The sequence below is a fragment of the Acinetobacter sp. UBA2581 genome (assembly GCF_002339435.1).
In the GTDB taxonomy this organism is placed as follows: domain Bacteria; phylum Pseudomonadota; class Gammaproteobacteria; order Pseudomonadales; family Moraxellaceae; genus Acinetobacter; species Acinetobacter variabilis.
Genome location: NZ_DDLD01000003.1, coordinates 54,290 through 80,267, shown reverse-complemented (window position 1 = coordinate 80,267; position 25,978 = coordinate 54,290). Strand labels below are relative to the sequence as shown.

Annotated in this window: 24 protein-coding genes; 13 read left to right on the top strand and 11 right to left on the bottom strand. The window is 44.6% G+C overall.

The features are described 5' to 3' along the window. The first annotated feature begins 761 nt into the window (after nt 1-761). Nucleotides 762-1,496 (top strand): TorF family putative porin, encoded by a 735-nt coding sequence (locus B3Q46_RS00435; protein ID WP_180015429.1) that lies wholly within the window; start codon nt 762-764, stop codon nt 1,494-1,496. 45 nt (nt 1,497-1,541) lie between these two features. On the opposite strand, the gene B3Q46_RS00430 is transcribed toward B3Q46_RS00435, so the two are convergent. Together B3Q46_RS00430 and B3Q46_RS00425 are read right to left on the bottom strand one after the other, a co-directional pair. Further along, complete coding sequence (locus B3Q46_RS00430) at nt 1,542-3,029, bottom strand: YifB family Mg chelatase-like AAA ATPase (RefSeq protein WP_286712781.1); 1,488 nt, start codon at nt 3,027-3,029, stop codon at nt 1,542-1,544. 65 nt (nt 3,030-3,094) lie between these two features. After that, nucleotides 3,095-3,322 carry an accessory factor UbiK family protein gene (locus B3Q46_RS00425; RefSeq protein ID WP_034169813.1) on the bottom strand — a complete coding sequence of 76 codons (228 nt, stop codon included), beginning with the start codon at nt 3,320-3,322 and terminating at the stop codon, nt 3,095-3,097. Nucleotides 3,323-3,600: 278 nt separating this feature from the next. Here B3Q46_RS00425 and glnK point away from each other — a divergent pair, with 278 nt between their 5' ends. The 7 genes from glnK to B3Q46_RS00390 all read left to right on the top strand — a co-directional run bounded on the left by glnK (nt 3,601) and on the right by B3Q46_RS00390 (nt 9,740). Next, nucleotides 3,601-3,939, top strand: a complete 339-nt coding sequence (gene glnK, locus B3Q46_RS00420; protein ID WP_004650081.1) for a P-II family nitrogen regulator — start codon at nt 3,601-3,603, stop codon at nt 3,937-3,939. A 60-nt stretch (nt 3,940-3,999) separates the two neighbouring features. Beyond that, a complete protein-coding gene (locus B3Q46_RS00415) occupies nt 4,000-5,415 on the top strand; it encodes an ammonium transporter (protein WP_034169787.1) in 1,416 nt (471 codons plus the stop codon). A 139-nt stretch (nt 5,416-5,554) separates the two neighbouring features. After that, nucleotides 5,555-6,022, top strand: coding sequence for a transcriptional regulator NrdR (gene nrdR, locus B3Q46_RS00410; protein WP_004787309.1), 468 nt, complete (start codon nt 5,555-5,557; stop codon nt 6,020-6,022). 2 nt (nt 6,023-6,024) lie between these two features. Continuing rightward, nucleotides 6,025-7,113 (top strand): bifunctional diaminohydroxyphosphoribosylaminopyrimidine deaminase/5-amino-6-(5-phosphoribosylamino)uracil reductase RibD, encoded by a 1,089-nt coding sequence (gene ribD, locus B3Q46_RS00405; protein WP_286712768.1) that lies wholly within the window; start codon nt 6,025-6,027, stop codon nt 7,111-7,113. Then, nucleotides 7,110-8,402: a DNA adenine methylase gene (locus tag B3Q46_RS00400; RefSeq protein ID WP_004787305.1), complete on the top strand. Its 1,293-nt coding sequence runs from the start codon at nt 7,110-7,112 to the stop codon at nt 8,400-8,402. The genes ribD and B3Q46_RS00400 overlap by 4 nt, the downstream gene beginning before the upstream one ends. A 23-nt stretch (nt 8,403-8,425) precedes the next feature. Continuing rightward, nucleotides 8,426-9,085 carry a riboflavin synthase gene (locus tag B3Q46_RS00395; RefSeq protein ID WP_286712766.1) on the top strand — a complete coding sequence of 220 codons (660 nt, stop codon included), beginning with the start codon at nt 8,426-8,428 and terminating at the stop codon, nt 9,083-9,085. Between the two features lie 109 nt (nt 9,086-9,194). Then, a complete protein-coding gene (locus tag B3Q46_RS00390) occupies nt 9,195-9,740 on the top strand; it encodes a VTT domain-containing protein (RefSeq protein WP_005233462.1) in 546 nt (181 codons plus the stop codon). Nucleotides 9,741-9,842: 102 nt separating this feature from the next. Here B3Q46_RS00390 and blhA read toward each other — a convergent pair whose 3' ends face one another. The 3 genes from blhA to B3Q46_RS00375 are packed head-to-tail and all read right to left on the bottom strand — an operon-like array spanning nt 9,843 to nt 12,332. Then, complete coding sequence (blhA, locus tag B3Q46_RS00385) at nt 9,843-10,457, bottom strand: cell division protein BlhA (protein WP_125279626.1); 615 nt, start codon at nt 10,455-10,457, stop codon at nt 9,843-9,845. 26 nt (nt 10,458-10,483) lie between these two features. Further along, a complete protein-coding gene (locus tag B3Q46_RS00380) occupies nt 10,484-10,891 on the bottom strand; it encodes a DNA polymerase III subunit chi (RefSeq protein WP_286712764.1) in 408 nt (135 codons plus the stop codon). Next, nucleotides 10,884-12,332 carry a leucyl aminopeptidase gene (locus tag B3Q46_RS00375; RefSeq protein WP_034169784.1) on the bottom strand — a complete coding sequence of 483 codons (1,449 nt, stop codon included), beginning with the start codon at nt 12,330-12,332 and terminating at the stop codon, nt 10,884-10,886. Before B3Q46_RS00375 ends, B3Q46_RS00380 begins: the two co-directional genes overlap by 8 nt. Nucleotides 12,333-12,488: 156 nt before the next feature. Here B3Q46_RS00375 and lptF point away from each other — a divergent pair, with 156 nt between their 5' ends. The 4 genes from lptF to B3Q46_RS00355 all read left to right on the top strand — a co-directional run bounded on the left by lptF (nt 12,489) and on the right by B3Q46_RS00355 (nt 17,530). Continuing rightward, entirely contained in the window at nt 12,489-13,589 is a 1,101-nt protein-coding gene (gene lptF / locus B3Q46_RS00370; protein WP_034169783.1) for an LPS export ABC transporter permease LptF, read from the top strand. 2 nt (nt 13,590-13,591) lie between these two features. Beyond that, nucleotides 13,592-14,662 carry an LPS export ABC transporter permease LptG gene (gene lptG / locus B3Q46_RS00365; RefSeq protein WP_286712762.1) on the top strand — a complete coding sequence of 357 codons (1,071 nt, stop codon included), beginning with the start codon at nt 13,592-13,594 and terminating at the stop codon, nt 14,660-14,662. A 124-nt stretch (nt 14,663-14,786) separates the two neighbouring features. Next, complete coding sequence (gene gpmI / locus B3Q46_RS00360; protein ID WP_034169781.1) at nt 14,787-16,334, top strand: 2,3-bisphosphoglycerate-independent phosphoglycerate mutase; 1,548 nt, start codon at nt 14,787-14,789, stop codon at nt 16,332-16,334. Between the two features lie 23 nt (nt 16,335-16,357). Next, nucleotides 16,358-17,530, top strand: coding sequence for a S41 family peptidase (locus B3Q46_RS00355; protein WP_286712760.1), 1,173 nt, complete (start codon nt 16,358-16,360; stop codon nt 17,528-17,530). On the opposite strand, the gene B3Q46_RS00350 is transcribed toward B3Q46_RS00355, so the two are convergent. The 3 genes from B3Q46_RS00350 to B3Q46_RS00340 are packed head-to-tail and all read right to left on the bottom strand — an operon-like array spanning nt 17,531 to nt 21,198. Continuing rightward, on the bottom strand, nt 17,531-18,952 hold the full coding sequence (locus tag B3Q46_RS00350) for a sigma-54-dependent transcriptional regulator (protein WP_376738164.1): 1,422 nt from the start codon (nt 18,950-18,952) through the stop codon (nt 17,531-17,533). It lies immediately after the preceding gene. A 17-nt stretch (nt 18,953-18,969) separates the two neighbouring features. Continuing rightward, complete coding sequence (locus B3Q46_RS00345) at nt 18,970-20,535, bottom strand: sensor histidine kinase (protein WP_286712757.1); 1,566 nt, start codon at nt 20,533-20,535, stop codon at nt 18,970-18,972. Nucleotides 20,536-20,562: 27 nt separating this feature from the next. Continuing rightward, on the bottom strand, nt 20,563-21,198 hold the full coding sequence (locus B3Q46_RS00340) for a response regulator transcription factor GacA (protein ID WP_005233474.1): 636 nt from the start codon (nt 21,196-21,198) through the stop codon (nt 20,563-20,565). Nucleotides 21,199-21,415: 217 nt separating this feature from the next. Between B3Q46_RS00340 and B3Q46_RS00335 the strand changes: the two genes are divergently transcribed. Continuing rightward, on the top strand, nt 21,416-22,468 hold the full coding sequence (locus B3Q46_RS00335) for a serine hydrolase (protein ID WP_005233476.1): 1,053 nt from the start codon (nt 21,416-21,418) through the stop codon (nt 22,466-22,468). Nucleotides 22,469-22,526: 58 nt separating this feature from the next. Here the strand turns inward: B3Q46_RS00335 and thrC are convergent, their stop codons facing one another. The 3 genes from thrC to B3Q46_RS00320 all read right to left on the bottom strand — a co-directional run bounded on the left by thrC (nt 22,527) and on the right by B3Q46_RS00320 (nt 25,968). Continuing rightward, nucleotides 22,527-23,666: a threonine synthase gene (gene thrC, locus B3Q46_RS00330; RefSeq protein ID WP_286712754.1), complete on the bottom strand. Its 1,140-nt coding sequence runs from the start codon at nt 23,664-23,666 to the stop codon at nt 22,527-22,529. 57 nt (nt 23,667-23,723) lie between these two features. After that, nucleotides 23,724-25,028: a homoserine dehydrogenase gene (locus tag B3Q46_RS00325; protein WP_286712752.1), complete on the bottom strand. Its 1,305-nt coding sequence runs from the start codon at nt 25,026-25,028 to the stop codon at nt 23,724-23,726. 127 nt (nt 25,029-25,155) lie between these two features. Beyond that, nucleotides 25,156-25,968, bottom strand: coding sequence for a DsbC family protein (locus tag B3Q46_RS00320; RefSeq protein ID WP_034169775.1), 813 nt, complete (start codon nt 25,966-25,968; stop codon nt 25,156-25,158). Nucleotides 25,969-25,978 lie beyond the last annotated feature (10 nt).

Sequence of the window (25,978 nt, the reverse complement as noted above, 5' to 3'; positions counted from 1 at the left end):
GTCAATGCGTAAGTCCTATAATAGTAAGATATCTAATAGTCTAGATCCTGACCATATAGTAAAAAAACAAATAAAAACAAAGATATTTTTAAATATAAATTCTCTGAAGGGTATGACTCATGAGTGCATCGATAATGTTTAAAATTAAAATTCTTAGAATGAAAAAGTTAAGTGTTCAAAATCTTCATTTTTTGTATCAGACTCTTCATTAATTATTTCTTAAAAGTGATAATTGATTATAAATTATTGAATCTTAATATATAAATACTTAATTTAAATATTTGTAAATCCAAAAATGCGCATAGATTTCCGAATAATAAAAAGTCATTCTTTGAGAGTCAATTTTTGTTGCTTAGCACTATTTTGAACTTTTTAATCCAGAAATTTCTGAGTTTGGGCAAGAATCAAAAACTCGAATAGAGCAATCTGCTTCTTTACGATTTATTTCTGCACCTTTTTTTAGCACAAAATTTAATCAAAGCAAAAATAGTTTCAAAATGGCGCAACTTGTAAATGATTATATATAAGGCCGAAAAAAGAAAATAAATCTTTGAAAAAGGGCTAATGTTAAAAAAAATCTATCAAAGTACTTTTTTTAAAAATTTAAATATAATTAAAAAACAATCACCTAATGCTTTGTTTTATTTTTATTCATCAGATTTTAGTTGTTTTATTCCAGATTGGCATAGCTCTTGCAAATTTCGAACTTGAGTTTAATCAATATCATAACAACGTCTCAGACGATCTGGGGGAGTCATACAATGAAATCAACATTAAAAGTATTATCTTTTGCTTTACTAGGTGCTGCATCTTCTTTCACTTTCGCGGATGAACCAGCTGCTGAACATTCAGTTTCTGGAAATATCAGTGTACTTTCAAGCTATAACCTGCGCGGGATTACCAACACACCTGAAAATAGCGGAGCTACTTTACAAGGTGGACTTGACTATAATCATGCCTCTGGCTTCTATGCTGGTTGGTGGGGCTCTACCTTAGATTATTCTTTGGTTGAAGAAGGCCGTGATGCTTTTGAAAATAACTTCTATGCAGGCTACAGCCATTCAGTAAATGATGATTTGGGTTTAACAATTGGTACGACTTACTACTATTATTATGAATCTGATGAAGAAACGAATGGATTTGAGCTGTTATTAGGTCTGAGCTATAAAGATTTAGGTATTACAGCACAAACCCTTCTTGAAGATACGACTTGGGGGAATGCAGGGGATACTTATATCAAAGGTACCTACAGCTATGCACTGCCGAATGACTTTAGCTTAGACACCGCTTTAGGTTTATATGCTTATGAAAAGTCAGGTGACTATGTAGAAGAGACAAGTGAAAGCTTTGGTTTCCGTCATTTTGATATCGGTTTAAGTAAACCTCTTGCAGATACTGGTGTGACTGCAAGCATCAATTACATCATCGGTGGTTATGATCGTATGGATGTGAAACAAAAGAACAAAGTAGTATTCGGATTAGGTTATAGCTTCTAATTTTCTCTAAATAAAAAGGCGACTCTAAGTCGCCTTTTTATTTATTTAAATGTGTTGCCCGCGATAAGACAGGGCTTCCGATAAATGCCCAGTCTGAATATCTGGACTTTGGTCAAGATCGGCAATGGTTCGGGCAACACGCAAAATCCGATGATAGCCTCGTGCTGATAAATTCAGTTTCTGCTGAGCCAGTTCAATCATTTTTTGAGCTGGTGGATCGAGAGGGGCATATTGTTCCAGTTGTTTTGGGCTAAGACTCATGTTTAAGGCATTTTGCCGTTTGATCTGAATGTTATAAGCGGTAATCACGCGTTGTCTGACCGTTTCAGAGTTTTCGACAGGTTTATTGTCCTGTAACTCCTGTGCCTGTAAAGGTGGTACGTCAATATGCAGGTCAATCCGATCCAGTAATGGACCAGAAATCCGGTTCTGATAACGCTTGATGGTTTCAGGTGAACATTGACAGCGGATGTCCTGATTAAATGCATAACCGCATGGACAAGGATTCATGGCTGCCACCAGCTGAAAATTGGCTGGAAAAGTAATTTGCCGGGAAGCACGCGAAATCACAATTTCTTTGGACTCAAGCGGCTGACGTAACACTTCTAAAACCTTGCGGTCAAACTCAGGCAATTCGTCCAGAAATAACACCCCCAAATGCGCCAGTGTGATCTCTCCGGGTTTAGGATGTGAGCCACCGCCGACCAGTGCAATGGCAGAAGCAGTATGATGCGGTGCCCGAAATGGCCGCTGGCCAAAGGGATGATTGGCATTAGCAATTGAATAGATACTGGCAACTTCCAGATTTTCCTGAGTATTTAAGGGAGGTAAAATACTGGCAAGGCGCGATGCTAACAAGGTTTTACCTGTACCAGGTGGGCCGCGGAACAGCAGGGAATGGCCACCTGCAGCTGCAATTTCTAAGGCACGTCGTGGTCGCAATTGTCCTTTCACATCCACCAGATCAAATTTATAAAAAGAGTGCTGATCTAATGGACTGGTCTTAAACGGGGTCAAGGTTTCTGCTTGAGCCAGATGTGCACAGACTTCCTGTAAATGATTGGCAGCAAATACCTGAAAATCCGGGAGCTGAGAGGCTTTCTGAGCATTCGGACTAGGCAAGATCAGCTGGTGCTGTGCCTGCTGGCAGGCGATTGCAATGCTCAGGATTCCTGTTACAGGCCGCAATTGACCATCTAGGGCCAGCTCCCCAATAAACTCAAGATTATCAGTACAATTTTCTGGAAGCTGCCCTGAGGCCAGTAAAATTCCTAGCGCAATCGGCAAGTCTAAACGTGAGCCATCTTTAGGTAGATCGGCAGGTGCCAGATTAATCGTCAGGCGTTTAGTCGGAAACTGAAAGCCACTATTCAGAATGGCAGAGCGAACCCGATCCTTACTTTCTCTGACTGCGGCTTCAGGAAGCCCCACAATGGTGAGGGAAGGCATGCCAGAACTGACATGGACTTCGACTTCAATTAAAGGTGCATGCAGGCCTAACAGGCCTCGCGTATAAATTTTGGCAAAAGACATATTGTTGTTCCAATATAGTGCATTATTTTTATTGTTCTCGTGTCTTTTGTGCACTGTAGTTGTGCTTATTTTTTAATCGAGATTTTTTCTTCTAGCTCTTCGACTTGTTTTAGTAAATCATTTAAACGCTGATTGGCATTATTTAGGGCAGTGCGTTGGCGTTCAAGCTCTTCTTTAGACACTAAATCCATCTTGCTAACGGCTTCATTGAGCAGGGCACGCAGATTGTGTTCCAGATCCTTTTTAGGTTGTTCAACTTGCTGCAAAATTGCTTGTAACAGGGTTTCAATCATAATCCGATCCATCGCCATATAAATGCGCGGACAGTGTAGCATTGCTGCAAGAGTGACTGACAGTATTTCAGATAAAATATAGGCTGCTTCGATTAGTAATATTGTAAAAATCCACATAAAAAATATCCAATTTGTGCAGATTCCAATACGTTATAAGTATAAAATAAAGGAGCAAGAAACATCGTGCCGGGCTTTCTAATTTCCCCCGACCTTAGGAATCTTGGCATGAAATTTGAACATAAAACCTTACTGGTGAAATAAGCCGAAGGAAAACAAACATGAAGCTCGTAACTGCAATTGTAAAACCTTTCAAATTGGATGATGTGCGTGAAGCATTATCTGAAATTGGTGTTCAAGGCATCACTGTGACTGAAGTCAAAGGCTTTGGTCGTCAAAAAGGCCATACTGAACTTTATCGTGGTGCTGAATACGTTGTAGATTTCCTACCGAAAGTCAAAATTGAAATCGCAATCAGCGACGAAATGGTTGATTCGGTAATTGAATCAATTACTCGTGTTGCAAGCACTGGCAAAATCGGTGACGGAAAAATTTTCGTAACTAACTTAGAACAAGTCATCCGTATTCGTACCGGTGAAACAGGTGCAGACGCTGTTTAATTTGGCACGAAGTTTGCTGAGTACCTGATAACTCACAAAAAACATGGTTGGGGGATACGAATGAAAAAAATGCTAATGGCGTTCGGCTTGTCCAGCGCTCTTTTAGGTGGTTCTGTTGCGTGGGCTGAAGAGGCCGTAACAGCACCAACACCTACTGAAGAAGTCGCACTTGTTGCAGAGACTGGTGATACTTCACTTACAACAACAGACACAACTACAGCAGAGATTGCTGAAGTGGCGCCAGCTGAACCAGCAGCGCCTGCAGAAGAAGAAGCTACTCTCGATACTGGTGATACAGCCTGGATTCTCACTTCAACAGCCCTTGTATTACTGATGACCATTCCAGGTTTAGCCCTGTTCTATGGCGGTATGGTTCGTAAGAAAAATGTGCTGGCAACAATGGCACACAGCTTTGTTGCTGCAGCCGTAGTCAGTATTGCTTGGGTCGTGATTGGCTATACCTTGGCCTTTGGTGAAGGAAATGCCTTTATCGGCAGTCTGGACAAGCTCATGCTGGCTGGAATAACCACCGATGCGCTATCCGGCACAATTCCTGAAATCCTGTTCGTGATCTTCCAAATGACGTTTGCCATTATTACGGTTGCCATCATCAGCGGTTCAATTGCGGAACGTATGAAGTTTGGTGCTTTTGTGGCATTTATTACACTTTGGGTGATTCTGGTTTATGCGCCAATTACTCACTGGGTATGGGGTGGTGGCTGGTTAGGCAACGATGGTGCGCTTGACTTTGCTGGTGGTACAGTCGTTCACATCAACTCAGGTGTAGCGGGTCTGGTTGCAGCCTACATGCTAGGTAAACGTATGGGCCTTGGCCGTGAATCAATGGCGCCACATAATCTGACTTTAACCGTCGTCGGTGCAAGCTTACTTTGGGTAGGCTGGTTCGGCTTCAACGGTGGTTCAGCATTGGGTGCAAATGGTTCTGCAGGCTATGCGCTGATCGTAACTCAAGTTGCAGCAGCGGCAGCAGCAATCTCTTGGTTAATTACTGAAAAAGTAGTACGTGGTAAAGCCTCTGTATTAGGCGGTGCTTCTGGTGCGGTAGCAGGTCTGGTGGTGATTACTCCAGCAGCTGGTTTCGTTACTGTCGGTGGTGCACTGGCAATGGGTCTGATCGGTGGTGTGGTATGTTTCTGGGGTATTACTGCCTTGAAACGTGTACTGAAAGCCGACGATTCTCTAGATGCCTTTGGTCTGCATGGCGTCGGTGGTATCGTTGGTGCGATTCTGACAGCATTCTTTGCAAGCGAATTCATCATGGGTGATGCTGCTCCAGCAAATGTAATGAGCCAACTTTGGGTTCAAGTTGAAGGTGTACTTGCAACCATCGCTTACTCTGCAGTATTAACTTTTGTGATTCTTAAGGTGATCGATCTGATCATCGGTATCCGTGTTTCTTCTGATGATGAACGTATGGGTCTGGACTTGAGTCAACATGGCGAACGCGTAGAATAATCTGCTAAAACAATAATCAATATATTGTGTAAAACAGCCCATATGGGCTGTTTTTTTTCTATATGTTGCGTAAAACTCTACAAAGTTTGGAATTTTTGCTACACTCGGAAATCATCAGGATTTGTTCAATTAAACCGCTATGCATTGCCCATTTTGCAATACACCAGACAGTAAAGTGATTGATTCACGCCTGGCCGCTGAAGGTTGCCAGATTCGCCGCCGTCGTGAATGCGTCAGTTGTAATGAACGCTTTACCACCTTTGAAAGTTATGAAGTGGTGATGCCGCGTGTCATTAAATCTGATGGCAAGAATGAACCCTTTGATGAAGCCAAATTACGCCGTTCACTGATGCATGCCTTGCAGAAACGTCCTGTGACGCAAGAACAGATTGAAACGGTGCTCAGTGATATTCAATTACAGATTCGCCGTTTGGGTGAACGTGATGTGAAATCACGCACGATTGGTGAAATTGTCATGCAATCTCTATTTGCACTTGATCATGTCGCTTATGTCCGTTTTGCTTCAGTCTATCAGGACTTCCAGGATGTCGAAGCCTTTCGTCGTCAGATTGAACAAATGCAGCAACGCGGTGAGTTTCAAGAATAAGCATGACTGAACTCACTCAAGATCAAATCTGGATGCGCCGTGCCATCGAACTGGCACGTCAGGGACAGTACTCCACTAAACCCAACCCGAATGTCGGCTGTGTCATTGTCAAAGATGGCATAATCGTAGGTGAAGGTTTTCACCCTAAAGCAGGTCAACCTCATGCGGAAGTTTTTGCCATGCGTCAGGCGGGTGAACAGGCACGTGGAGCAACGGCTTATGTCACTCTGGAGCCGTGCGCACATTATGGCCGTACACCGCCGTGTGCCAAAGGTCTGGTTGAAGCAGGCTTAGCCAAAGTGATTGTGGCTTGTCCTGATCCGAATCCACTGGTCGCTGGAAAAGGTGTGCAGATCCTGAAAGAGGCCGGTATCGAAGCGGAAGTTGGCATCTGTGAAGATGAAGCGCATCTACTAAATGATGGCTTCCTGAAAGCCATGGCAACCGGTATGCCTTATGTACGTCTAAAAATTGCATCCAGTCTGGATGGCCGTACGGCAATGGCATCGGGTGAATCAAAATGGATTACTGGTGTAGAGGCTCGACAGGATGTACAACATTGGCGTGCGATTTCCGGTGCAGTAATTACCGGGATTGATACGGTATTAGCAGATGACTGCCAGCTCAATGTTCGTAGTCTGAAAGAAGTTGATGACATCAGCACAATCGTTCAGCCAAAACGGATTATTCTGGATCGTCAGGGGCGTTTGCCACTGACTGCCAAAATTTTAGAAAATCCAGAAACGGTAATGGTGATGGGGCCTTATCGTCAGGAGCTGGCTGAGTTGGGTGTGATCCAACTCGAAATTCAGCCTTTAAAAGAATTATTACAGCAACTGGTTCAGCTGCATCAGATTTATGATGTGCTGGTTGAGTCAGGCGCAACCTTATCTACCGCATTTTTACAGGCAGGACTGGTGGATGAACTCATCAGTTATGTTGCACCGACCTTATTGGGGCAAACTGCGCGTAGTATGTTCAATGCAGAATTTAGCCGAATGGCAGAACAACTTCGATTCAAGCTACAGGATGTCACTCGCGTGGGTGATGACGTGCGCTTCAGGTTAATTCCTTCTCAAGAGACACTATGAATTCAGAGTCTACGGTTTATCACAAACGCCGCCATGCGGCACGTACTACCGATGAATATCTTTTCCATCAGTTGGTTCCTTATTTGGGGAACAAGCGCCGTTTACTACATTTAATTCTGGAAGCACTTGAGAGCACGGGAACCTTAAAACGTGAAGATGGTCGTGCGCCTATTTTTGCCGATTTCTTTGCTGGTTCTGGTGTGGTGTCGCGTTTAGCACGTCAAAATGGCTATCGTGTGATTGCCAATGACTGGGAACCGTATAGCCATGCGCTGAATCATGCAGTTCTGGCTTGTACTGATGCACCTGCATTTAAAGAACTGGGTGGCTATCAGAAAGCAATTGATTATCTGAACCGTCTGCCTGAAGTCAAAGGCTGGGTGACGCATAATCTGTGTCCACGCAATGACGAAATCTATGATCCGACCCGTGACCGTTTATTCTTCAAACGCCGTAACGGCATGCGTATCGATGCCATCCGTCAGCAGATTGCCACCTGGCAAGCGCAAGGTGCGATTGATGACGTGGAAATGAGTGCCTTGCTGGCACCATTACTTTATTCAGCCAGTTTTGTCAGCAATACCTCAGGCGTATTTAAAAGTTTCCACCATGGTTGGGGCGGTAAAACCCAGACTGCACTAGAACGTATTGAATCTTTACTTTGGTTAACCCCAAGTCGTTTCTGTGAAGATGCTAAGCATCAAGGGCCTGCCGCAGAAATGTGGTGTGTCGATGCCCAGCATCTGGCCAATCAGATGAGTGGTTTTGAAGTCGATGTAGCTTATCTGGATCCACCGTATAACCAGCATGCCTATAGCAGCAACTATCATGTGCTGAATGCTTTAACACTATGGGATCAGGTAGATCTGCCTACGCCAGACACTAAAGGCTTCAAGAGCGGAATTGACCGTGCATGGCGCAAAGAACGTCCAAGTCAGTACAACTCGTCCAAGCATGCCAAAGAGGCCTATGAAACTTTGTTGGCGACCATTAATGCGCGTTTTATCCTGACCAGTTATTCGACTGATGGTAATATCAGTGCCACAGATTTGTTGCAGGCCAACCTGAAACGCGGCCGTGTAACCTTGCTCACTCAGGATGTGCCACGTTATCGTGTCAGCAAACAGCGCCAGTCTGAACGTGCACGTGTACTGGAATTTATTGTAATTACCGACACACATGCCAAGTCAGGTCCACCAATTCGTCAGTTACTGAGCCAGTTGCATCATTATGCCGAGCTGGGCGGTGTGGATACGACCGGGGTGAGTACCCAATTGGCCTTGTGGTAAGCGCAGAGAAAAAGGAAATAAAGATGTTTACAGGTATTATTGAAAGTCTGGGTAAGGTCGAGAGCCTGCAAAGCGTTGGTGGTGATGTGCGTTTACGCATCCAGACGGATTTGGATATGTCTGATGTACATCTAGGTGATTCGATTGCCACCAATGGCATCTGTCTGACCGTAATTGACTGGGGTGAGAACTGGTATGCTGCAGACGTATCACGTGAAAGTCTGGACCGGACTACACTGGCTAACTGGAAAGTCGGCCAACCTGTAAATGTCGAAAAGGCGATGCTGCCAACTACACGCTTTGGTGGACATATTGTTTCTGGTCATGTCGATGCTGTGGGTGAAATTACGGTGGTACGTTCCGATGCCCGTTCCATCTACTTTGAAGTGACTGCACCAAAAGAAATTGCCAAATATCTGGCAGAGAAGGGCTCTATAACAGTAGATGGCATCAGCCTGACCATCAATCACTTACGTGGAAATATCCTTAGTTTGAATCTGATCCCGCATACAGCCGAACGTACCAATATTAGTACCTGGAAGCTAGGCACTAGAGTCAATCTGGAAGTGGATATACTGGCGCGTTATATCGAGCGTTTATTGCTTGGTGACAAGGCCGCAGAAACTACACAACAGTCTAAAATCAGCATGGACTTCTTAGCCGAAAATGGCTTTTTGAAATAAATTAGCTACACAATTACCAGACAATCTAATTGAAAAATTAGACTGTTTTTTTATTTTTCGGGATAATACGTGGCTCAACTCGCGATTTTAGCCCCAGTGGACAGGTCGAATGCTCGATTTTTTACTTCATCTTGAACAGTCTTTACCCTTATTACTGGAGCAGTATGGGGTATGGATCTATGCAATTTTGTTCCTGGTGATTTTTGCGGAAACAGGTTCGCCGTTTTTCTTCTTTTTGCCAGGTGACAGTTTGTTGATTGCTGTCGGTGCGTTGTGTTCCAGCTCTGACCTGATTACCTTGCACTCCATGGGTTTATTACTACTGATTGCTTCGATTCTGGGTTATACCGTGAATTATTATTCGGGTAGAGTACTCGGATTAAAGTATTTCAATGAGCATTCACGGTTTTTCAAACCCGAATATATGGTCAAAACCAATCATTATTTTATGAAACATGGTGGCAAGACGATCTTAATTGCGCGTTTTATTCCCTTTGTACGTTCCTTCGGTCCTTTTGCGGCAGGTTCTGGCCATATGAGCTTTGCGACTTTCAGTTTTTATAATGTAACTGGGGGAATTCTCTGGATCAGCACTTTGCTAGGGGTGGGCTATCTGCTTGGTAATACCGCATTTTTACTGGCTGACTTGTTTTAATTTTAAAGTAGATTTTAGCTAGATAGAATAAGTTTAAACAAGGCAAGCAAGGAGTTAAGGCTGAAAAATAAAAAGACTATTTCAGCCAAATGACTATCAACTTTACTCAGCCAGATCAGAATTTTTCAGAATATAGTCAATTTCTTCTTTGGCTGCAGCGCGTAATTTCTCACGCAGTGCATTGATGGTTTGTTCAATCACAGTTTCTGCTTCGAGTTCCAGACGTAACCGTAAGCTTTCCAGCTCAGACAAAATCTGGGTATCATCGATATTTAAGCGACCTTTGGCAAAGTCGAGAACCTGATCCGGATTTTTCTGATAGCGTGCGGCATAATCCTGAACTTCAGTATCCAGTATATGACGCATTTCAGCAAGCTTCTGGGTTTGCTCGGCAAATTTTCGCTCTTCATCACGGCGTAGCTGTTCGGCATAAGCCTGTTCTTCAGCACGTTTTTCGGCTAAGGCTTTTTCGAGTGCCCGTTGTCTGCGAATGCGTGCTTCTTCAATCAGTTCGGCCTTGCGCTGTGCATACGCTGCTTCAATTTTACGCTCAGACTCTTTCTGTAACTGCTGGTCGCGGACCAGCCATTCTTCTACAACGGTTTCAGGCTTAAGTACTTCACAGATGCGCGAGAGGTCATCGATAAAGGTCTGACGTACAGCCTCAGGTGTGTTTAACCAGCGCTGTTTAAAATCTGGACCTACATTTAATGCCACTTGCATCTCCTTGTTCACGTGATTACTTAGAGCTTAAAGGTATTTGGCTGAATGCCAAAGCGACGATATTGTTTATATTTTTCACGTCCCAGCTGTTTGGCCGGTTCATTGTTTTCAATAATCTCAATAATGTGACTAAATTTCGCATCAGGTTCAAGTGCTTCCGGATTAAAATTAAAAATAATCCAGCCCGACTGCTCTGGTAATTGAGCCGAGATACAAACGGTTGCATCTGGCTGATCGATTCCATGCGGAATAAAGCTGGCAGGATCAAAGTTCCATAGCTTTTCATCCAGTTCCTGCTGTAAAGCAGGATCAGCACACAGCAGCCAGATGCGCTCTGGCTGACGCAAAATTTTACGGCATAAACGACAAGTGCTGTCCACTTGTCGTTCAGCACTTTTTTCAAATAAATAAAAGCTGACCTTAGCCATGCTTTTGAACGCGATTAGCCAGGAATTGCATTAATAGAGGTACTGGACGGCCAGTTGCGCCTTTATTTGGACCTGAATTCCATGCAGTACCTGCAATATCCAGGTGAGCCCAGCGATAGTCACGTGTAAAACGTTGCAGGAAGCATGCAGCTGTTACAGAACCAGCTTTAGGACCACCAATATTGGCAATATCCGCAAATGGAGAATCCAGTTGTTCCTGATAGTCGTCCAGTACCGGCATGCGCCATACACGGTCAAATGCGTTTTGGCCGGCGGTTTCAAGTTCTGCAGCCAGCTCATTGTCTGGCGTAAACATACCGGTCAAGACTGAACCTAACGCCACTACACAAGCACCGGTTAGAGTTGCAATATCAATCACCAGAGCAGGATTAAAGCGTTTCACATAAGTTAATGCATCGCAGAGTACCAGACGGCCTTCAGCATCAGTATTTAAAATTTCAACGGTTTGACCACTCATGGTGGTGACGATGTCACCTGGACGTGTTGCTTTGCCAGACGGCATATTTTCCGCTGCAGCAATCGCACCTACAACGTGAATTGGTAAACGAGATTCACATAGTGCACGAAGCGTGCCCAGAACTGAAGCTGCACCGCACATATCGTATTTCATTTCGTCCATGCCAGCGCCTGGTTTTAATGAAATACCACCGGTATCAAAAGTAATGCCTTTACCCAGTAATACCACTGGTGCTTCTTGACGATGCGCCAGATATTCAATCGTAATAATACGGCCTGGACGGTCTGAACCTTTGCTGACTGCAAGGAAGGCCCCCATGCCAAGGTCAGCCATTTGCTGTTCATTGAGCACAGTTACTTTAAGTAGATCCGGATATTGAGCCGCCAGCGCTTGGGCCTGTTCTGCCAGATATTCCGGGAAACAGATATTGCCAGGACGGTTACCCAGATCACGCGCCAGATTCTGGCCAGTCTGTACGGCCTGAATCAATTGCAACTGTTCAGCTGTTAGCGTAGTTTCGGCAGCGATGAAGTCGATCTGCTGCAGAATAAATTCGTTCTTTTTCGACTTGTATTCGTCATAGCCATAGCTGGCCTGTGTTAAAGCCAATGCAAACAGATAGTGCAATTCTTGTGGAAGTTGTGTCAGATCAACAGAAATCTGTTTGAATTTTTTTTGAGAGGCTTTAATAATGGCTTGGGCAATTTTCGCCAGTTTTCCCGCTTGTAATTCGGCAGTCTTGCCGAGGCCGATAAGGGCCGCATGCTGAGACTGGCTGACCTGTCCAATCAGGCTTAAACTTTCTGCTAGACCGGCCTTGAATTGGGAGGCTTCAATTAATGTGTCTAGGTTGTTGATTTGGTATGTTGATGCAGCGCTCTGAATTTGCTCTGAGTTGACTAAAATCAACAAAGATTGACTTGATCCATTCTCTGGGAATGACGTATTAATTGTAAGGTTCATATCTTGTTTTCACGCCTGTTTAGATTTGCAAATCATTCAAGCATTGAAACATTTATCCGAATAGATTTTCAATGGGCAGAGCCACCTAGGTTTTATATTTTTGCTATTCGGGTAAACTAGCACTCGTTTTATGGAGCTCATTTTGGAAGAACTAATTTGATTATTCGGCGTTATCTGGTCAAGCAAGTGGTATCGACCTCCTTGGTGGTGATTGCCTTACTGACCCTTATCATGATGGGCGGTCGTTTGATCAAGTATTTTGGTGTGGCCGCACAGGGGCGTCTGGATGCTGGAATCCTGTTCAGCATCATTGGTTATCGTTTGCCTGAATTCCTGACCTTGATTCTTCCACTTGGGTTCTTTATTGGTTTAATGCTGGTCTTTGGTCGTCTCTATGTTGATCATGAGATGGCGGTCTTAAATGGTAGCGGAATTAGCCGGCATCAGCTGGCACGTCTTTTGATTCCGATGACTTTGGTCTATCTCCTTGCACAAGGCTTTCTCATGTTGTGGGCTTCACCGTGGGGGATTCGACAGTTCGAAGCCTTGACCAGTGAGCAGGCAGTACGAACCGGCTTTGATCTGGTTCGGCCCAAAGAATTTATCTCTTCCGGACCTTATACCATTTATGCCGGAGATCTATCCGAAGATCGCAAAAACCTGAAAGATATCTTCTTCTATCAGCGTGCGGAAAAAGAAGGCAAGCCAGATGTGATGATTCTGGCGCAGGAAGCGACCCGGATTGAAATGCCGAATGATGCAGCTAATGTGGTCGACCTAGTCAATGGTCGCCGCTATGAAATTTATCCAGGCACGCCGCAATATACCCAGGCTGAATTTGAAAGCTATCGTTTACGGATCGAAAGTGATAAAGAAGCATCACTGGCCAGTGATGAAGTTGAAGCCTTGCCGACCGGACAGCTTTGGAAAAATCGTCAGGATCCTGTCGTAGCCAGTGAGCTTGGCTGGCGTGTCTTTGTGCCATTTGCCATTGTGATTGCCCTGATTTTGTCTGTGGCGCTATCTGAAGTGAGCCCACGTCAAGGTCGCTATCTCAAATTGTTCCCGGCACTGATGATCTTTGCCAGCCTGATTGTCGCCCTGATGGCAATCAAAACCCGGGTCAGTAAGGCGGAAATGGGCATTTGGGCTTATCCATTAGTCCTGATCATTTATGCTATAGCCGGTGCATTGTTCTCACGTAAACAGAATTTGGCGCCAAAAATTAAAAAACGGATTCAGCGAGTGAGGTCTTAACAATGTTAGCACGTCGTATAGTTGCCAAACATGTGACCGGAACCACTGCGCTGGCGATGCTTGGGGCAACCGCTGTTCTTTCAGGTCTGCAGGTCTTATTTACGTATTTAGGTGAATTGGGTTCCCTGAAAGAAGGCTATGGTGCCTGGGATGCCTTGAAATATGTACTCTGGGGCGCACCCAATTATTTGTATGAAATCCTGCCAATTTCGGCACTGATTGGTGCGGTACTCGGTTTGGGTACATTAGCTTCCAATAGTGAGCTGATCGTAATGCGTTCAGTCGGCATTAGCCTGTGGCGTATTGTCGGCTGGGTTATTCGATCAGCATTGCTATTGGTCGTATTGTCGTTTGCCCTGAGCGAATGGGTGATTCCATATACCAATGAACAGGCCAAAGCAGTCAAAAGCTATAACAAACCGGTCAAAATTGGTGAAGTTAAAGGTTACTGGACGCGTGAGGGGAATCGCTTTATCTATATTGATTATGCAAATGCCAAAGGCCAGCTGAAAAATGTACAGATGCTGGACTTCGATGACAATTACCGTCTGCGGGGTACTCTGGATGCCAAACAGGGTGAGTTTGTCAAAGATGGGGCTTGGAAACTAGATAGCACAGAACAGTTTGATATTTTACAAAACGGTAATGCGACACTGGTACAGCATGATGAGCAGCCACTGGCTTTGGCCTTGCAGCCAAAATATGTGCATATGGTCACGATTGATCCGGAAGATTTATCGCCAAGCCAGCTGGTGAGCTTTATGAGCTATATGCATGAATATAGTCAGGTACCTAAAACCTATCAGCTGGCCTTCTGGCAGAAAGTCGGTTCGCCATTTGCCCTGATTGCGCTGGTAGTGATTGCCTGTTCATTTATTTTCGGACCATTGCGTCAGCAATCCATGGGTTTCCGTTTGGTGATTGCATTATTCGCAGGTTTAGGCTTCTTCTACCTGCAGGATTTTCTTGGCTATGCCAGTCTGGTCTATGCGCCGTCACCGGCATGGTTCGTATTTATTCCTATTTTGCTGATGTTTGCTATTGGCGGCTACTTGCTCCATCGGGCCCGCTAAGCTACAGGAAAATAGAAGAAATCAATCGCAACAAGAGGCTTAAACCATCGTCTGGTCATGGTCTCTTTTTGCAAAATTCGGTAAACTAGGGCGATTAATTCGTAGACGAAAAGAGTATTTCATTATGACGGATGCAACTGCTGGCAAAATCCCTCACGTTTTGGTGATTATGGATGGTGTGGGTCATCGCGAAGCGGTCGAAGACAATGCGTTTTTAGCGGCTAAACGACCAAATTTAACTGCTATGCAGGAAAAGCATCCGCATGGTTTGATCTCAGGTTCAGGTGAAGATGTCGGCCTGCCTGATGGTCAGATGGGGAACTCTGAAGTCGGTCATATGAATCTTGGTGCTGGCCGTGTGCTGTATCAGGACTTTACCCGTATTACCAAAGATATCCGTACTGGGGCTTTCTTCGAACATGAAGTGCTGGTTGATGCCGTTGAGAAAGCCAAAGCAGCAAATGGCGCAGTCCACATTATGGGTCTGTTGTCTGAAGGCGGTGTGCACTCACACGAAGATCATATCGTGGCGATGGCTGAACTGGCTTTAAAACGCGGTGCTCAGGTTTATCTGCATGCGTTCCTCGATGGCCGTGATACACCACCAAAAAGTGCGCAACCCTCTTTAGAAAAACTGGATGCATTATTTGCTCAATATCCGGGCCAGGGTCGTATTGTCAGCATGATCGGTCGTTATTTTGCCATGGACCGTGACAACCGTTGGGATCGTGTAGAGCAAGCGTATCGTCTGCTGACTGAAGGTGAAGCAGTGCGTACTGCAGCTAGTGCAGTTGAAGGTCTGGAACAGGCTTATGCTGCAGAGGAATCAGATGAATTTGTAAAAGCGACTCGCATTGGCGACACTGTGAAGATTCAGGATGGCGACAGCGTCGTATTCATGAACTTCCGTGCTGACCGTGCCCGTGAATTGACTCGTGCCTTTGTTGAAAAAGATTTTGCCGGTTTTGAACGTAAGGTTGTACCGAATCTGGCAAAATTCGTGATGTTGACCCGTTATCAGGCGACCATTGATGCACCTGTGGCATATATGCCAGAAGCGCTGGTAAATTCTTTAGGTGAGTATCTGTCGAACCTGGGTAAAACTCAGCTACGTATTGCAGAAACTGAGAAATATGCGCATGTAACGTTCTTCTTTAGCGGTGGCCGTGAAGATGAGTATCCAGGTGAAAAACGTATCCTGATCTCATCTCCAAATGTTGCGACTTATGACCTGAAACCGGAAATGAGTGCCTATGAAGTCACTGATGAACTGGTGGCAGCGATCAATTCAGGCGAGTTTGACCTACTGGTTGTGAACTATGCCAACGGTGATATGGTCGGTCATACCGGTGTATTTGATGCAGCAGTGAAAGCCGTTGAAGCTGTGGATACTTGCCTGGGCCGTGTTTATGAAGCTGTGATGGCGAAAAAAGGTCATATGATTATTACTGCAGACCATGGTAATGTAGAGCAAATGCAGGATTATCAGAGTGGTCAGGTGCATACCCAGCATACCACTGAACTGGTTCCATTTATCTATGTGGGTCCAAGTTCTGCAACAATCGCAGAAGGTGGTGTATTGGCTGATGTCGCCCCAACCCTGCTGAACTTGATGCAAATTCCGGTACCAACTGAAATGCAAGGTCGCAATCTTATTGAGCTGCACGCTTAAACTTTTATAAAACGGGTATAAGAATGATAAAAACACATGGCAAGTCTGTAGTCTTATCCTGCTTACTGATGTGTTTGAGTCATTCCGCCTGGAGTGCTGTTTCGACCGAGATGGCACTCGATGAACTGGAAATGGATGAACAGGTCTATAATGAAATTCCTGTTACATCCATCCAGGAATTTGTTCAGATTTATGGCATCGTCAAAGATAATTATATCCAAGACAAAAATGACGACGTGCTTTTCCAGCAGGCCATTCAAGGTCTGGTAAATGGCTTAGACCGCTATTCCCGCTATTTATCTCCTGAAGACTATAAGCAGCTGCGTGAATATACCGAAGGTGATCTGGCCAGTATTGATTTTGATCTGCATTTTAATCCGCAGCTAAAACAATGGATGGTACAAGGCTTGAGTCCGGATGCTGATTCTGCCAAACAAGGCCTTCGCAATGGTGTCACAGTTTACAAGATTGATGATCAGGTCTTGAGTGCGCTGAAACGTGAGCAGGTGCGAGATTTATTGACTGGTGCCATTGGCTCTACTTTAACGCTCCAGCTTTCTGCGCAAAGTGTACCGATTACACTGGTCCGCAATACCAAAGTAGATACCGAGATTAAATCGACCTTACACAGCAATCAGGTTCTGGTGCTACAGGTCAAAGTCTTCCAGCAGGATACCGCTAATGAAATCAAACGGATTATTGAAAGTTATTCAACTAATCGGCTCAAAGCAGTGCTGTTTGACCTACGTAATAATCCCGGTGGTTTATTGTCCGCAGCCGTTGAATCAGCAGATTTGTTCCTGAATCAGGGTATTATTGTCTCGACCAAGAGCCGTTCTGAAGGCAATCAGCAATTTCAGGCACTACCAGGAATTGAGTTTCAGAACCTGAAAGTCGGTATTCTCATCAATAACCGTTCAGCTTCCGCTGCAGAAGTATTCACGGCAGCTTTGAAAGAACATAATCATGCGTGGGTGGTAGGGGAAAAGAGCTATGGTAAAGGGGTGGTACAGAAATTATTTCCTTTGAGCAATGGCTCCGCTTTACAGATGACGGTGTCGCAATACTTTAGCCCGAGCGGCAATATGATCGAAGGACATGGGATTCAACCACATTTCACCTATCCCCTAGGTCAGGATGTGCGTGAGGAGAGCTATCTGGATCACGTCACAGACTTGCTGCTCCTGCAGAAATAATCATTCCTCTTCTTCAGTATCCAGTCCGAATTTTTTTAGACGATAGCGTAAAGACCGAAATGACATCCCCAGTTTCTTCGCGGCCAATGTACGGTTCCAATGGGTCAGATTCAAAGCATTCAACAGAATTTCTTTTTCAATCTTTTCTAAATACAGTTCCAGACCTTCTTCAGGTAATTTTTTCGGAATAATGATCTGATCCGAAGATGAAGTCGGCTCTGCCAGATTGGCAGTTTCTGATAAGACGGGAGCCATATGACGCAGTGGAGCAGTTTGCAGATGCTGAAGATCAATCTTATCTTCATCACTCAAAGTAATCGCTCGTTCAATAATGTTACGCAGTTCGCGTACATTGCCTGGATAATATTGCTCGAGTAAAAATTCTTTACTCCGTTCCGTCAACTTTTTCGCAGGAATTTCCCATTCTTGGCAGATCTTTTGAATAAAATGCTCAGCGAGGAGCAGAATATCCTGGCCGCGCTCACGCAGTGGTGGTAAGACCAGATCCATCACATGAATACGGAAGAACAAGTCCTGACGGAATTTGCCTTGTTGTACCAGCGCATCGAGATCCTGATGGCTGGCACTGATGACACGGAAATCGACATCAATTTCAGTATCGGAACCGACTGGACGAATGCGTTTTTCCTGAACAGCACGTAACAGTTTGACCTGCATAGACAGGGGTAATTCAGCAATCTCATCTAAGAACAGGCTACCCCCATGGGCAGACTGAATTAATCCTTGTTTGTCCTGTGTCGCGCCAGTAAAGCTGCCTTTCTTATGGCCAAACAGTTCACTTTCCATCAGTTCAGTCGGGATTGCACCGCAGTTAATTGCGATTAAAGGTCCTTCATTGCGATTGCTGAGACGATGAACCAGATTGGCGACAACTTCTTTCCCGGTACCTGATTCGCCAGTAATAAACACGGGTGCCTGGGAACGGGCAATTTTTTTCAAGGTGACACGCAATTGCTGAATAGGCAGAGATTGTCCAATCAGCAGCTTATGTTCTAGTGAATCATTGGAATTATTCTGATAATAGTCTACTGGTTTATTTAGTGCTTTTTGCAGCAGTTGCTCCAGATGCTTTTGATTGATCGGTTTGCTAACAAAGTCAAATGCACCTGCCTTGAGTGCAGCAATAGCAATATCCATATTACCATAGGCCGTTAGAACAGCTACCGGAAGGTGAGGGGAATGCTGGTTAATCCAGTCCAGTAATTGCAGACCATTGCCATCAGGAAGATTTAGATCCGTCAGACAGGCATCATATTGATGATCTGTCAGAAATTTTTTTGCATCTTCCAGACGATGGGCAATATGTGTACGGATTCCCATGCGCATCAATGACATTTGCATGAGGGTACATAGATCTTCCTCATCATCCACCAATAAGACCAGTGGTTGTTGTTCCACAATATTTCCCCTTATTCCTTTTATGCTGTTACACGTTGACAGCTAATCCGAAAGCATGCGCCCTGTTCTTGTGAAATGTAGTTGAGTTGTGCCTGATTGGCTTCACAAAAACTGTGTGATAAATATAGTCCGAGTCCCGTTCCATGGATAGACGTGCTGAAAAAAGGTTTAAATAATAATTCCTGATCATGGGTGGCAATACCAGAGCCAAAATCCCGAACATCTATCCATACCTTATGTTCATATGGGTGAATATTCAATTGAATATGAGATGAATCTGGAGAATTGTGACGGATAGCATTACGAATCAGGTTAATTAGAATCTGACGTAACTGGGCTTCATCGAACTGAATAGCCAGTGGTACATCAATATTAAATTGAATCTGATCTGCCACATCTGCTAAATCTTCCTGAATAAACAGTGGTATAAACTCATTCAGCTGAATCACGACCGGATGGGTTTCTTTATTCTTCACCATATTCAGGGTGTCTTGGATAATCCGGTCAATACGGGTAGCCTGTCGGCTGATCATCTGATGCAGGACCTGTTGCTGTTCAGGTTCAGAATCGAGATAAAGATCATTAGCCTGTACAATGGCAGCCAGAGGATTGCGAATTTCATGGGCAATACTGGCGGAAAGCTGGCCTAAAGCAGCAAGCTTTAACTGTTGCACCTGCTGATTAAGTTTGCGGGCATCTTGCAGCACGAGGAGAGTCAGAGTCTGGTGCGGCACAATCAGCTTTTGTACCTGCACGTGAATATTATAACGACTCTGTTGGGATTCAAATTGAAACCGCTCGCCATTTTCCAGATTTTCAAAACGGATCAGTTCAAACAAGTCATTTTGAGATTGGTATAACGAAAATCTTTCATGGGCATAGATTGGCTCAATGCCGAGCAGATGACAGGCAGCCGGATTACTGAGCACCACATGGTAATTCTCATCTAAGACCAGATAGCCGGTTTCAATCTGTTCCAAAATATAGCGGTTAATATTTTGTAAGCGATATAGTTCCAGCGATTGAGAAAAATTCAGGTTTTCCAGAATCTGAAAGCGCCGTACTGCAATTTGCCCCGAGCCATAAACGACAAAAAACAGAAAGGCCAGCAGGGCACTGTTTCCGATATTGGTAAGGGAAGAAAAAGCAAAAATACTGCCGATAAAATGCTGGTAGATAATACTAATCACCGCAATCAGAGTGATGATCAGGGCTTTCTTGGCATCCAGTAATAATGAAGCTGAAAAAATGGTAATAACAAAAATCAGTCCGAGATGAACATTTGGACCCTGACTGGCCAAGGTCAATAAACTGAGAAAAAAGACATCGCTGGCAAAAATCAGAATGAACTGTGGCTGAATCAGGCGCTTTACCCATCTCAGCGTAAACAGCTGCACAGTATTGACGGCGACGCCAATCATTAAGGCGTAGTGATAGAGTTTAGGATACTGATAATCCGCAGTCATATCAGGATAAGTCAGCAGAAAAATCAGCAACAGACCCGTGCTGATAATCAGGCGGTAGGCGCTATACCATAGGCCCAGATGATATTGATTTAGTTCAGAATAACTGGATGTTTGCGCCATAGAGACCGCATTAAGCAGAGGGTTAAATTAAGGTTTAATCAGGCCATAGCGCATTGCAAGATGGGTCAGTTTAACATCACTATCAATATTCAGTTTTTCGAAGATCCGGTAACGGTAAGTATTGACTGTTTTAACACTCACAAACAGCTTATCGGCAATTTCCTGCGCGCTGATACAGTTCACCACCATCATGGCTACCTGCATTTCACGTTCAGACAGTGCGTCGAAAGGAGACTGCTGTGTATCAGACAGGTAGGAGCTGGCCAACTGTTCTGCGATATCAGCACTGAAATATTTACCGCCCTGCATGACTTTATTGATGGCACGAACCATCTCTGATACAGGTGCACCCTTGGTGATATAGCCTTTGGCACCTGCCTTAAGTAAAAGAGAAGGATAAGGCTCTTCAGCCAGGCCACTCACCGCAAGAACTTTGGTTTCAGGAGCAGTCTGTAGCAAACGGCGTGTGGTTTCTACACCACCGATACCTGGCATGTTGACATCTAATAGAACCACATTGGGATGATGCTGACGGACGAGGGTAATTGCTTCTTCACCAGATTCAGCCTGTCCAATCACCTGAACATCCGCATGGTCTTCCAGCATTCTGCAAATTCCAGTACGAACTAATTCATGGTCGTCGACAACTAAAACTGTGATCACCTAGACTCTCCCTCTATTAAAAAATCATTTTTTTGTTACATAAAGCAAAATAAGCTTGCAATGAAACTACAAAATTAGCAATCCTATTCGCAGATTAAATCTGAAACTTATCACATAGTGTCAAGAACAAAAAATGTTCGGCATTGTGTTTAAATGTAAGGCATATTAGAGGTAATACGCAAATCAATCTTACCTCTGTTAGTTGAGTGAAGGAATAGTGAAGAAAATAAACAAGTCTTTAAGGCATCTACTCGGCCTGTCCGTGTTAATCAGCATGAGCACGACAAGTTTTGCTGAAATCATTATGAATTCTGGCACAACAGAGGGCGGATCCAGCATCAGCTGGTCTTCTGATGAAGTCAATCAGCTCATGAATGATAATTTGAGCGTATCTGCTGCAGAACCTTCACCACCAGGTTCTGCAACTGTTACGACGACGATTCGTCAGGGCGGTGCACCAGCGCCAGTGCCGACAAAACCTGTGCAGATTATTGATAATAGTCATTTTAGTAATCAACCTCCTGTGAGTGCGCGTGCAGCTTTGGTGATGGATTCACAGACGGGTGAAGTGTTATTCAGTAAAAATACCAATAATGCTTATCCGATTGCGTCGATTACCAAATTGATGACTGCAGTGGTGATTTCAGATGCGCGTTTGAATATGTCTGAAAAAATTACTTTACAACAGGCTGATTTTTCCTGTGCAGGCTGTAAGAGCTCAAGTTCTACCTTAAGAGCCGGGGACAGCATGAATCGTGCTGAAGCTTTATTATTTGCTTTGATGAAATCTGAGAACCCAGCTGCAGCTGCATTGGCGCGTACCTATCCAGGCGGTCGTGCAGCCTTCATTGCGAAGATGAATGCCAAAGCTAAAGAGCTGGGCATGAATTCAACCCATTATATGGAATCTACCGGCCTGCATCCTGGCAATGTGTCTTCTGCACGTGATTTGGGGATTCTGGTGAATACTGCTTCACAGTATGGTCTGATCCGTCAGTTCTCTACCACTGCCAGCTATGATTTCAACCTCGGGTATCGTGTATTGAAATCGAACAACACCAATTCACTGGTGCGAAATGGTGGTTGGAACATCAACCTGTCTAAAACCGGTTATATTAATGAGGCAGGACGTTGTGTCGTCATGCACACCACCTTGAATAACCGTCCTGTGGTGGTGGTGGTATTAGGTGCGGATTCAACTGCTGCACGTACCAATGATGCGACTCGTCTCATGACCTGGGTGTCTAGCTTGCCTAAACAACGTGTTTAATCTTTTTTAAGCGCATATAAAAAGCCCTGCAATTGCAGGGCTTTTTTGATTCTGTATCTTACATATTTGAAAGAATTGATTCACGAACCTGTTCTAAAGTTGCGTCGATAGACAGCATTACGGCATCAGAACATTGTTTGATCGCAGTATCCGGATCTTTCAGACCGTTACCAGTTACAGTACACACGATCACAGAACCTTCAGCAATTTTACCTGCTTTAATATCACGGATTGCGCCACCGATAGACGCTGCAGATGCAGGTTCTACGAATACGCCTTCATACATAGAAAGAAGACGTTGAGCTTCCAGAATCTCGGCATCAGTCAGTTCATCGAACCAGCCTTTAGAATCACGAACAACGGCTTTCGCATGGTTCCAGCTTTGTGGATTACCAATACGAATTGCAGTTGCAACAGTCTCAGGGTTTTCAACAGGTGCACCACGAAGGAAAGGTGCAGCACCAGAAGCCTGGTAACCTACCATTGTTGGCAGACCTTCAGGTTTAGGACCAGTGAAGGCATCAGTGGCAGCATCGTAAACCACTTGTTCAAACTCGCCAGCAGGCTGATTCGCAACAGCTTCGGTATAACCCATCCAGTGTGCAGTGATGTTACCTGCATTACCCACTGGCAGGCAGTGGTAATCCGGTGCACGGCCCAATTCATCCACGATTTCGTAAGCAATGGTTTTTTGACCTTGCAGACGGTATGGGTTGATTGAGTTCACGATAGTGACAGGTGCTTTGTCAGCGATTTCTTTTACCAGACGCATACCGTCATCGAAGTTACCGCGGATTTGCATGGTGATTGCACCGTACATCATCGCTTGTGCCATTTTACCCATCGCAATTTTGCCTTCAGGGATTAACACAAACGCTTTGATACCTGCACGCGCAGCATAAGCTGCTGCAGCTGCTGAAGTATTACCTGTAGAAGCACAGATAATCGCTTTAGAGCCTTCTTCAACTGCTTTTGTTACCGCCATGGTCATACCACGGTCTTTAAATGAACCAGTCGGGTTTAAGCCCTCGTACTTCACATAAATTTCAACATTTTTGCCAATAATGCGCGGAATATTCGCAAGCTTAATCAGTGGCGTGTTACCTTCACCCAGAGAAACGGCTTTAGTAGTTTCAGACACTGGTAAACGGTCGCGATAGCGGTCAACTAAACCAGTATAACGATTGGCATTCGACATGATGATGTTCCAATTGTGTGTAGAGCTTGGCAAGGGGAGAGTGTCCCCTCGACCCGATTAATTATCAAGCGATTCTAAACGAATTCGTACAATTTCGCCATGAATGACAGGAAGAGCTTGAATTTGTTTTAACGCTTCATCCATTTTCGCTTCCTTGACAGGATCAGTCAGGATCACGATAGGAATAAGATCTTTCAGACGTGACTGCTGCAGAATTGCATCAATACTGATGCCTTCGCGGCTTAGAATAGAGGTTACTTCAGCCAGTACTCCGGTTTGATCTTCAGCATTGATCCGGATGTAGTATCCAGTCGTCATTTCTTCACGTGGCAGGATTGGCAGGTCACTTAAGCTTTCAAAAGCCAGTTGTGGAATTGTACCAGCACCGTCTTCAGTATAAGAAATATCACGTACGATATCCACGACATCTGCAACTACTGCAGAAGCTGTAGGGCCCGCGCCAGCACCCGCACCGTAATACAGTGTAGGACCAACCGCATTGGCTTGAACTAGAACTGCATTTTTCACACCATTGACATTAGCGATCAATTGCTCTTCAGGAATCAGGGTAGGATGCACGCGGAGTTCGATACCGGTTTCAGCACGACGCGCAATACCGAGGTGTTTGATACGGAAGCCCAAGTCTTCAGCATATTTCACGTCTTGTGCAGTAATTTTGCTGATGCCTTCAGTAAAGACTTTATCAAACTGCAACGGAATACCAAAAGCAATAGAGGCCAGTAATGTCAGTTTATGTGCTGCATCGATGCCTTCTACATCGAAGGTTGGATCGGCTTCTGCATAACCCAGTTCCTGCGCTTCTTTCAGTACATCAGCAAAGGCACGGCCTTTATCTCGCATTTCAGTCAGAATGAAGTTGCCTGTACCGTTGATGATGCCAGCCAGCCAGTCAATCTTGTTGGCTGCCAGACCTTCACGCATTACTTTAATAATTGGAATGCCGCCAGCCACCGCTGCCTCGTAAGCAATTTGCACAGCGTTGTCATCGGCAAGTTTGAACAGTTCATTCCCATGTTCAGCCAATAAGGCCTTGTTGGCAGTCACGACCTGTTTGCCATGCAGAATGGCTTCTTTAATCACTTCATAAGCAGGGTGAATACCGCCCATGACTTCAACCACCACATCTACATCAGGTTGACGTACGATGTCGAGCAGATCTGCACTTTGTTTAACTGATTCAGGTAGATCCAGATCAGGACGCAGACGACGCGTACCAACATGGGTAATTAGAATTTCACGACCGGTGCGACGTTTAATCTCAGCAGCATTTTCTTTTAATAGTTTAAGGGCACCACCACCCACAGTACCAAGACCGAGGATTGCCAGACGAACTGGTTTCACGTCACACTCCAAATATAAACAGTTTTTTACGAGAGCCTAGATCATAGCTAAAAAAGCGGCCTGACTCTAGGGTCATTTCAGAATATCTTTATCTATAAAATAAAGTTAAATAACTAATTAAAATGAGTTATTTAAGTCGATCCAATAATTCTGATGTGCTCATATAGCCACCGAGATAAAGTCCTTCAGAACTGTATACACCCGGGGTGCCATTCACACCAATATTAAGACCCATTTGATATTGATCTTTCACAGGATTTTTACAAGTAGTCGGCGTGATAGATCCACCGGCAATGGCTTGGTCGAAGGCTGCACGACGGTCGGAATTACACCAGATGGCTTCCATGGCAGGCATATGCTGCTCGCCACGTGGCCAGGCAATATAACGTACTTCGATACCTTTGCTGTTCATCTCATCCATCTGCTCATGGAATTTGTGACAATACGGACAGCTGACATCGGTAAACACATAGATCACATGCTTGGTTTTACCTTTGGCTGGATAGATCAACAGGTCTTCCGCTTTAAGGTTTGCAAAGATTTTCTTGTTCACGTCAGATTGCAGGGTTTCGCTGACATTATGCAGCTCTTTGTCTCCAAGACGGATGACATCACCCTGAATCAGATATTTGCCATCATTTGTCACATAGACGGGTGCCATACCTTCCAGGCTGACCCAAGACATGTTTGGTACTTCTGTAGATTTAATACCAGTGATTTTTGCGTTAATCCCCGCTTTTTTGAAATGACCTTCGAGCGTTGAAATCAGGCGTTGCTGTGCATTGCGTTCGCTAAGGTTAGAGGCTTCACCCGTCGCTGGTGCACTTGCTGTAAGCGTATCTTGCTTTTTATCTGAATTATTGGAATTGGAACATGCGCTTAGTCCCAGACCGGTAGCAAGCAGACAAGCGATAAAAATTTTGGTGCGGGCAAATGTCATAATAACCCTT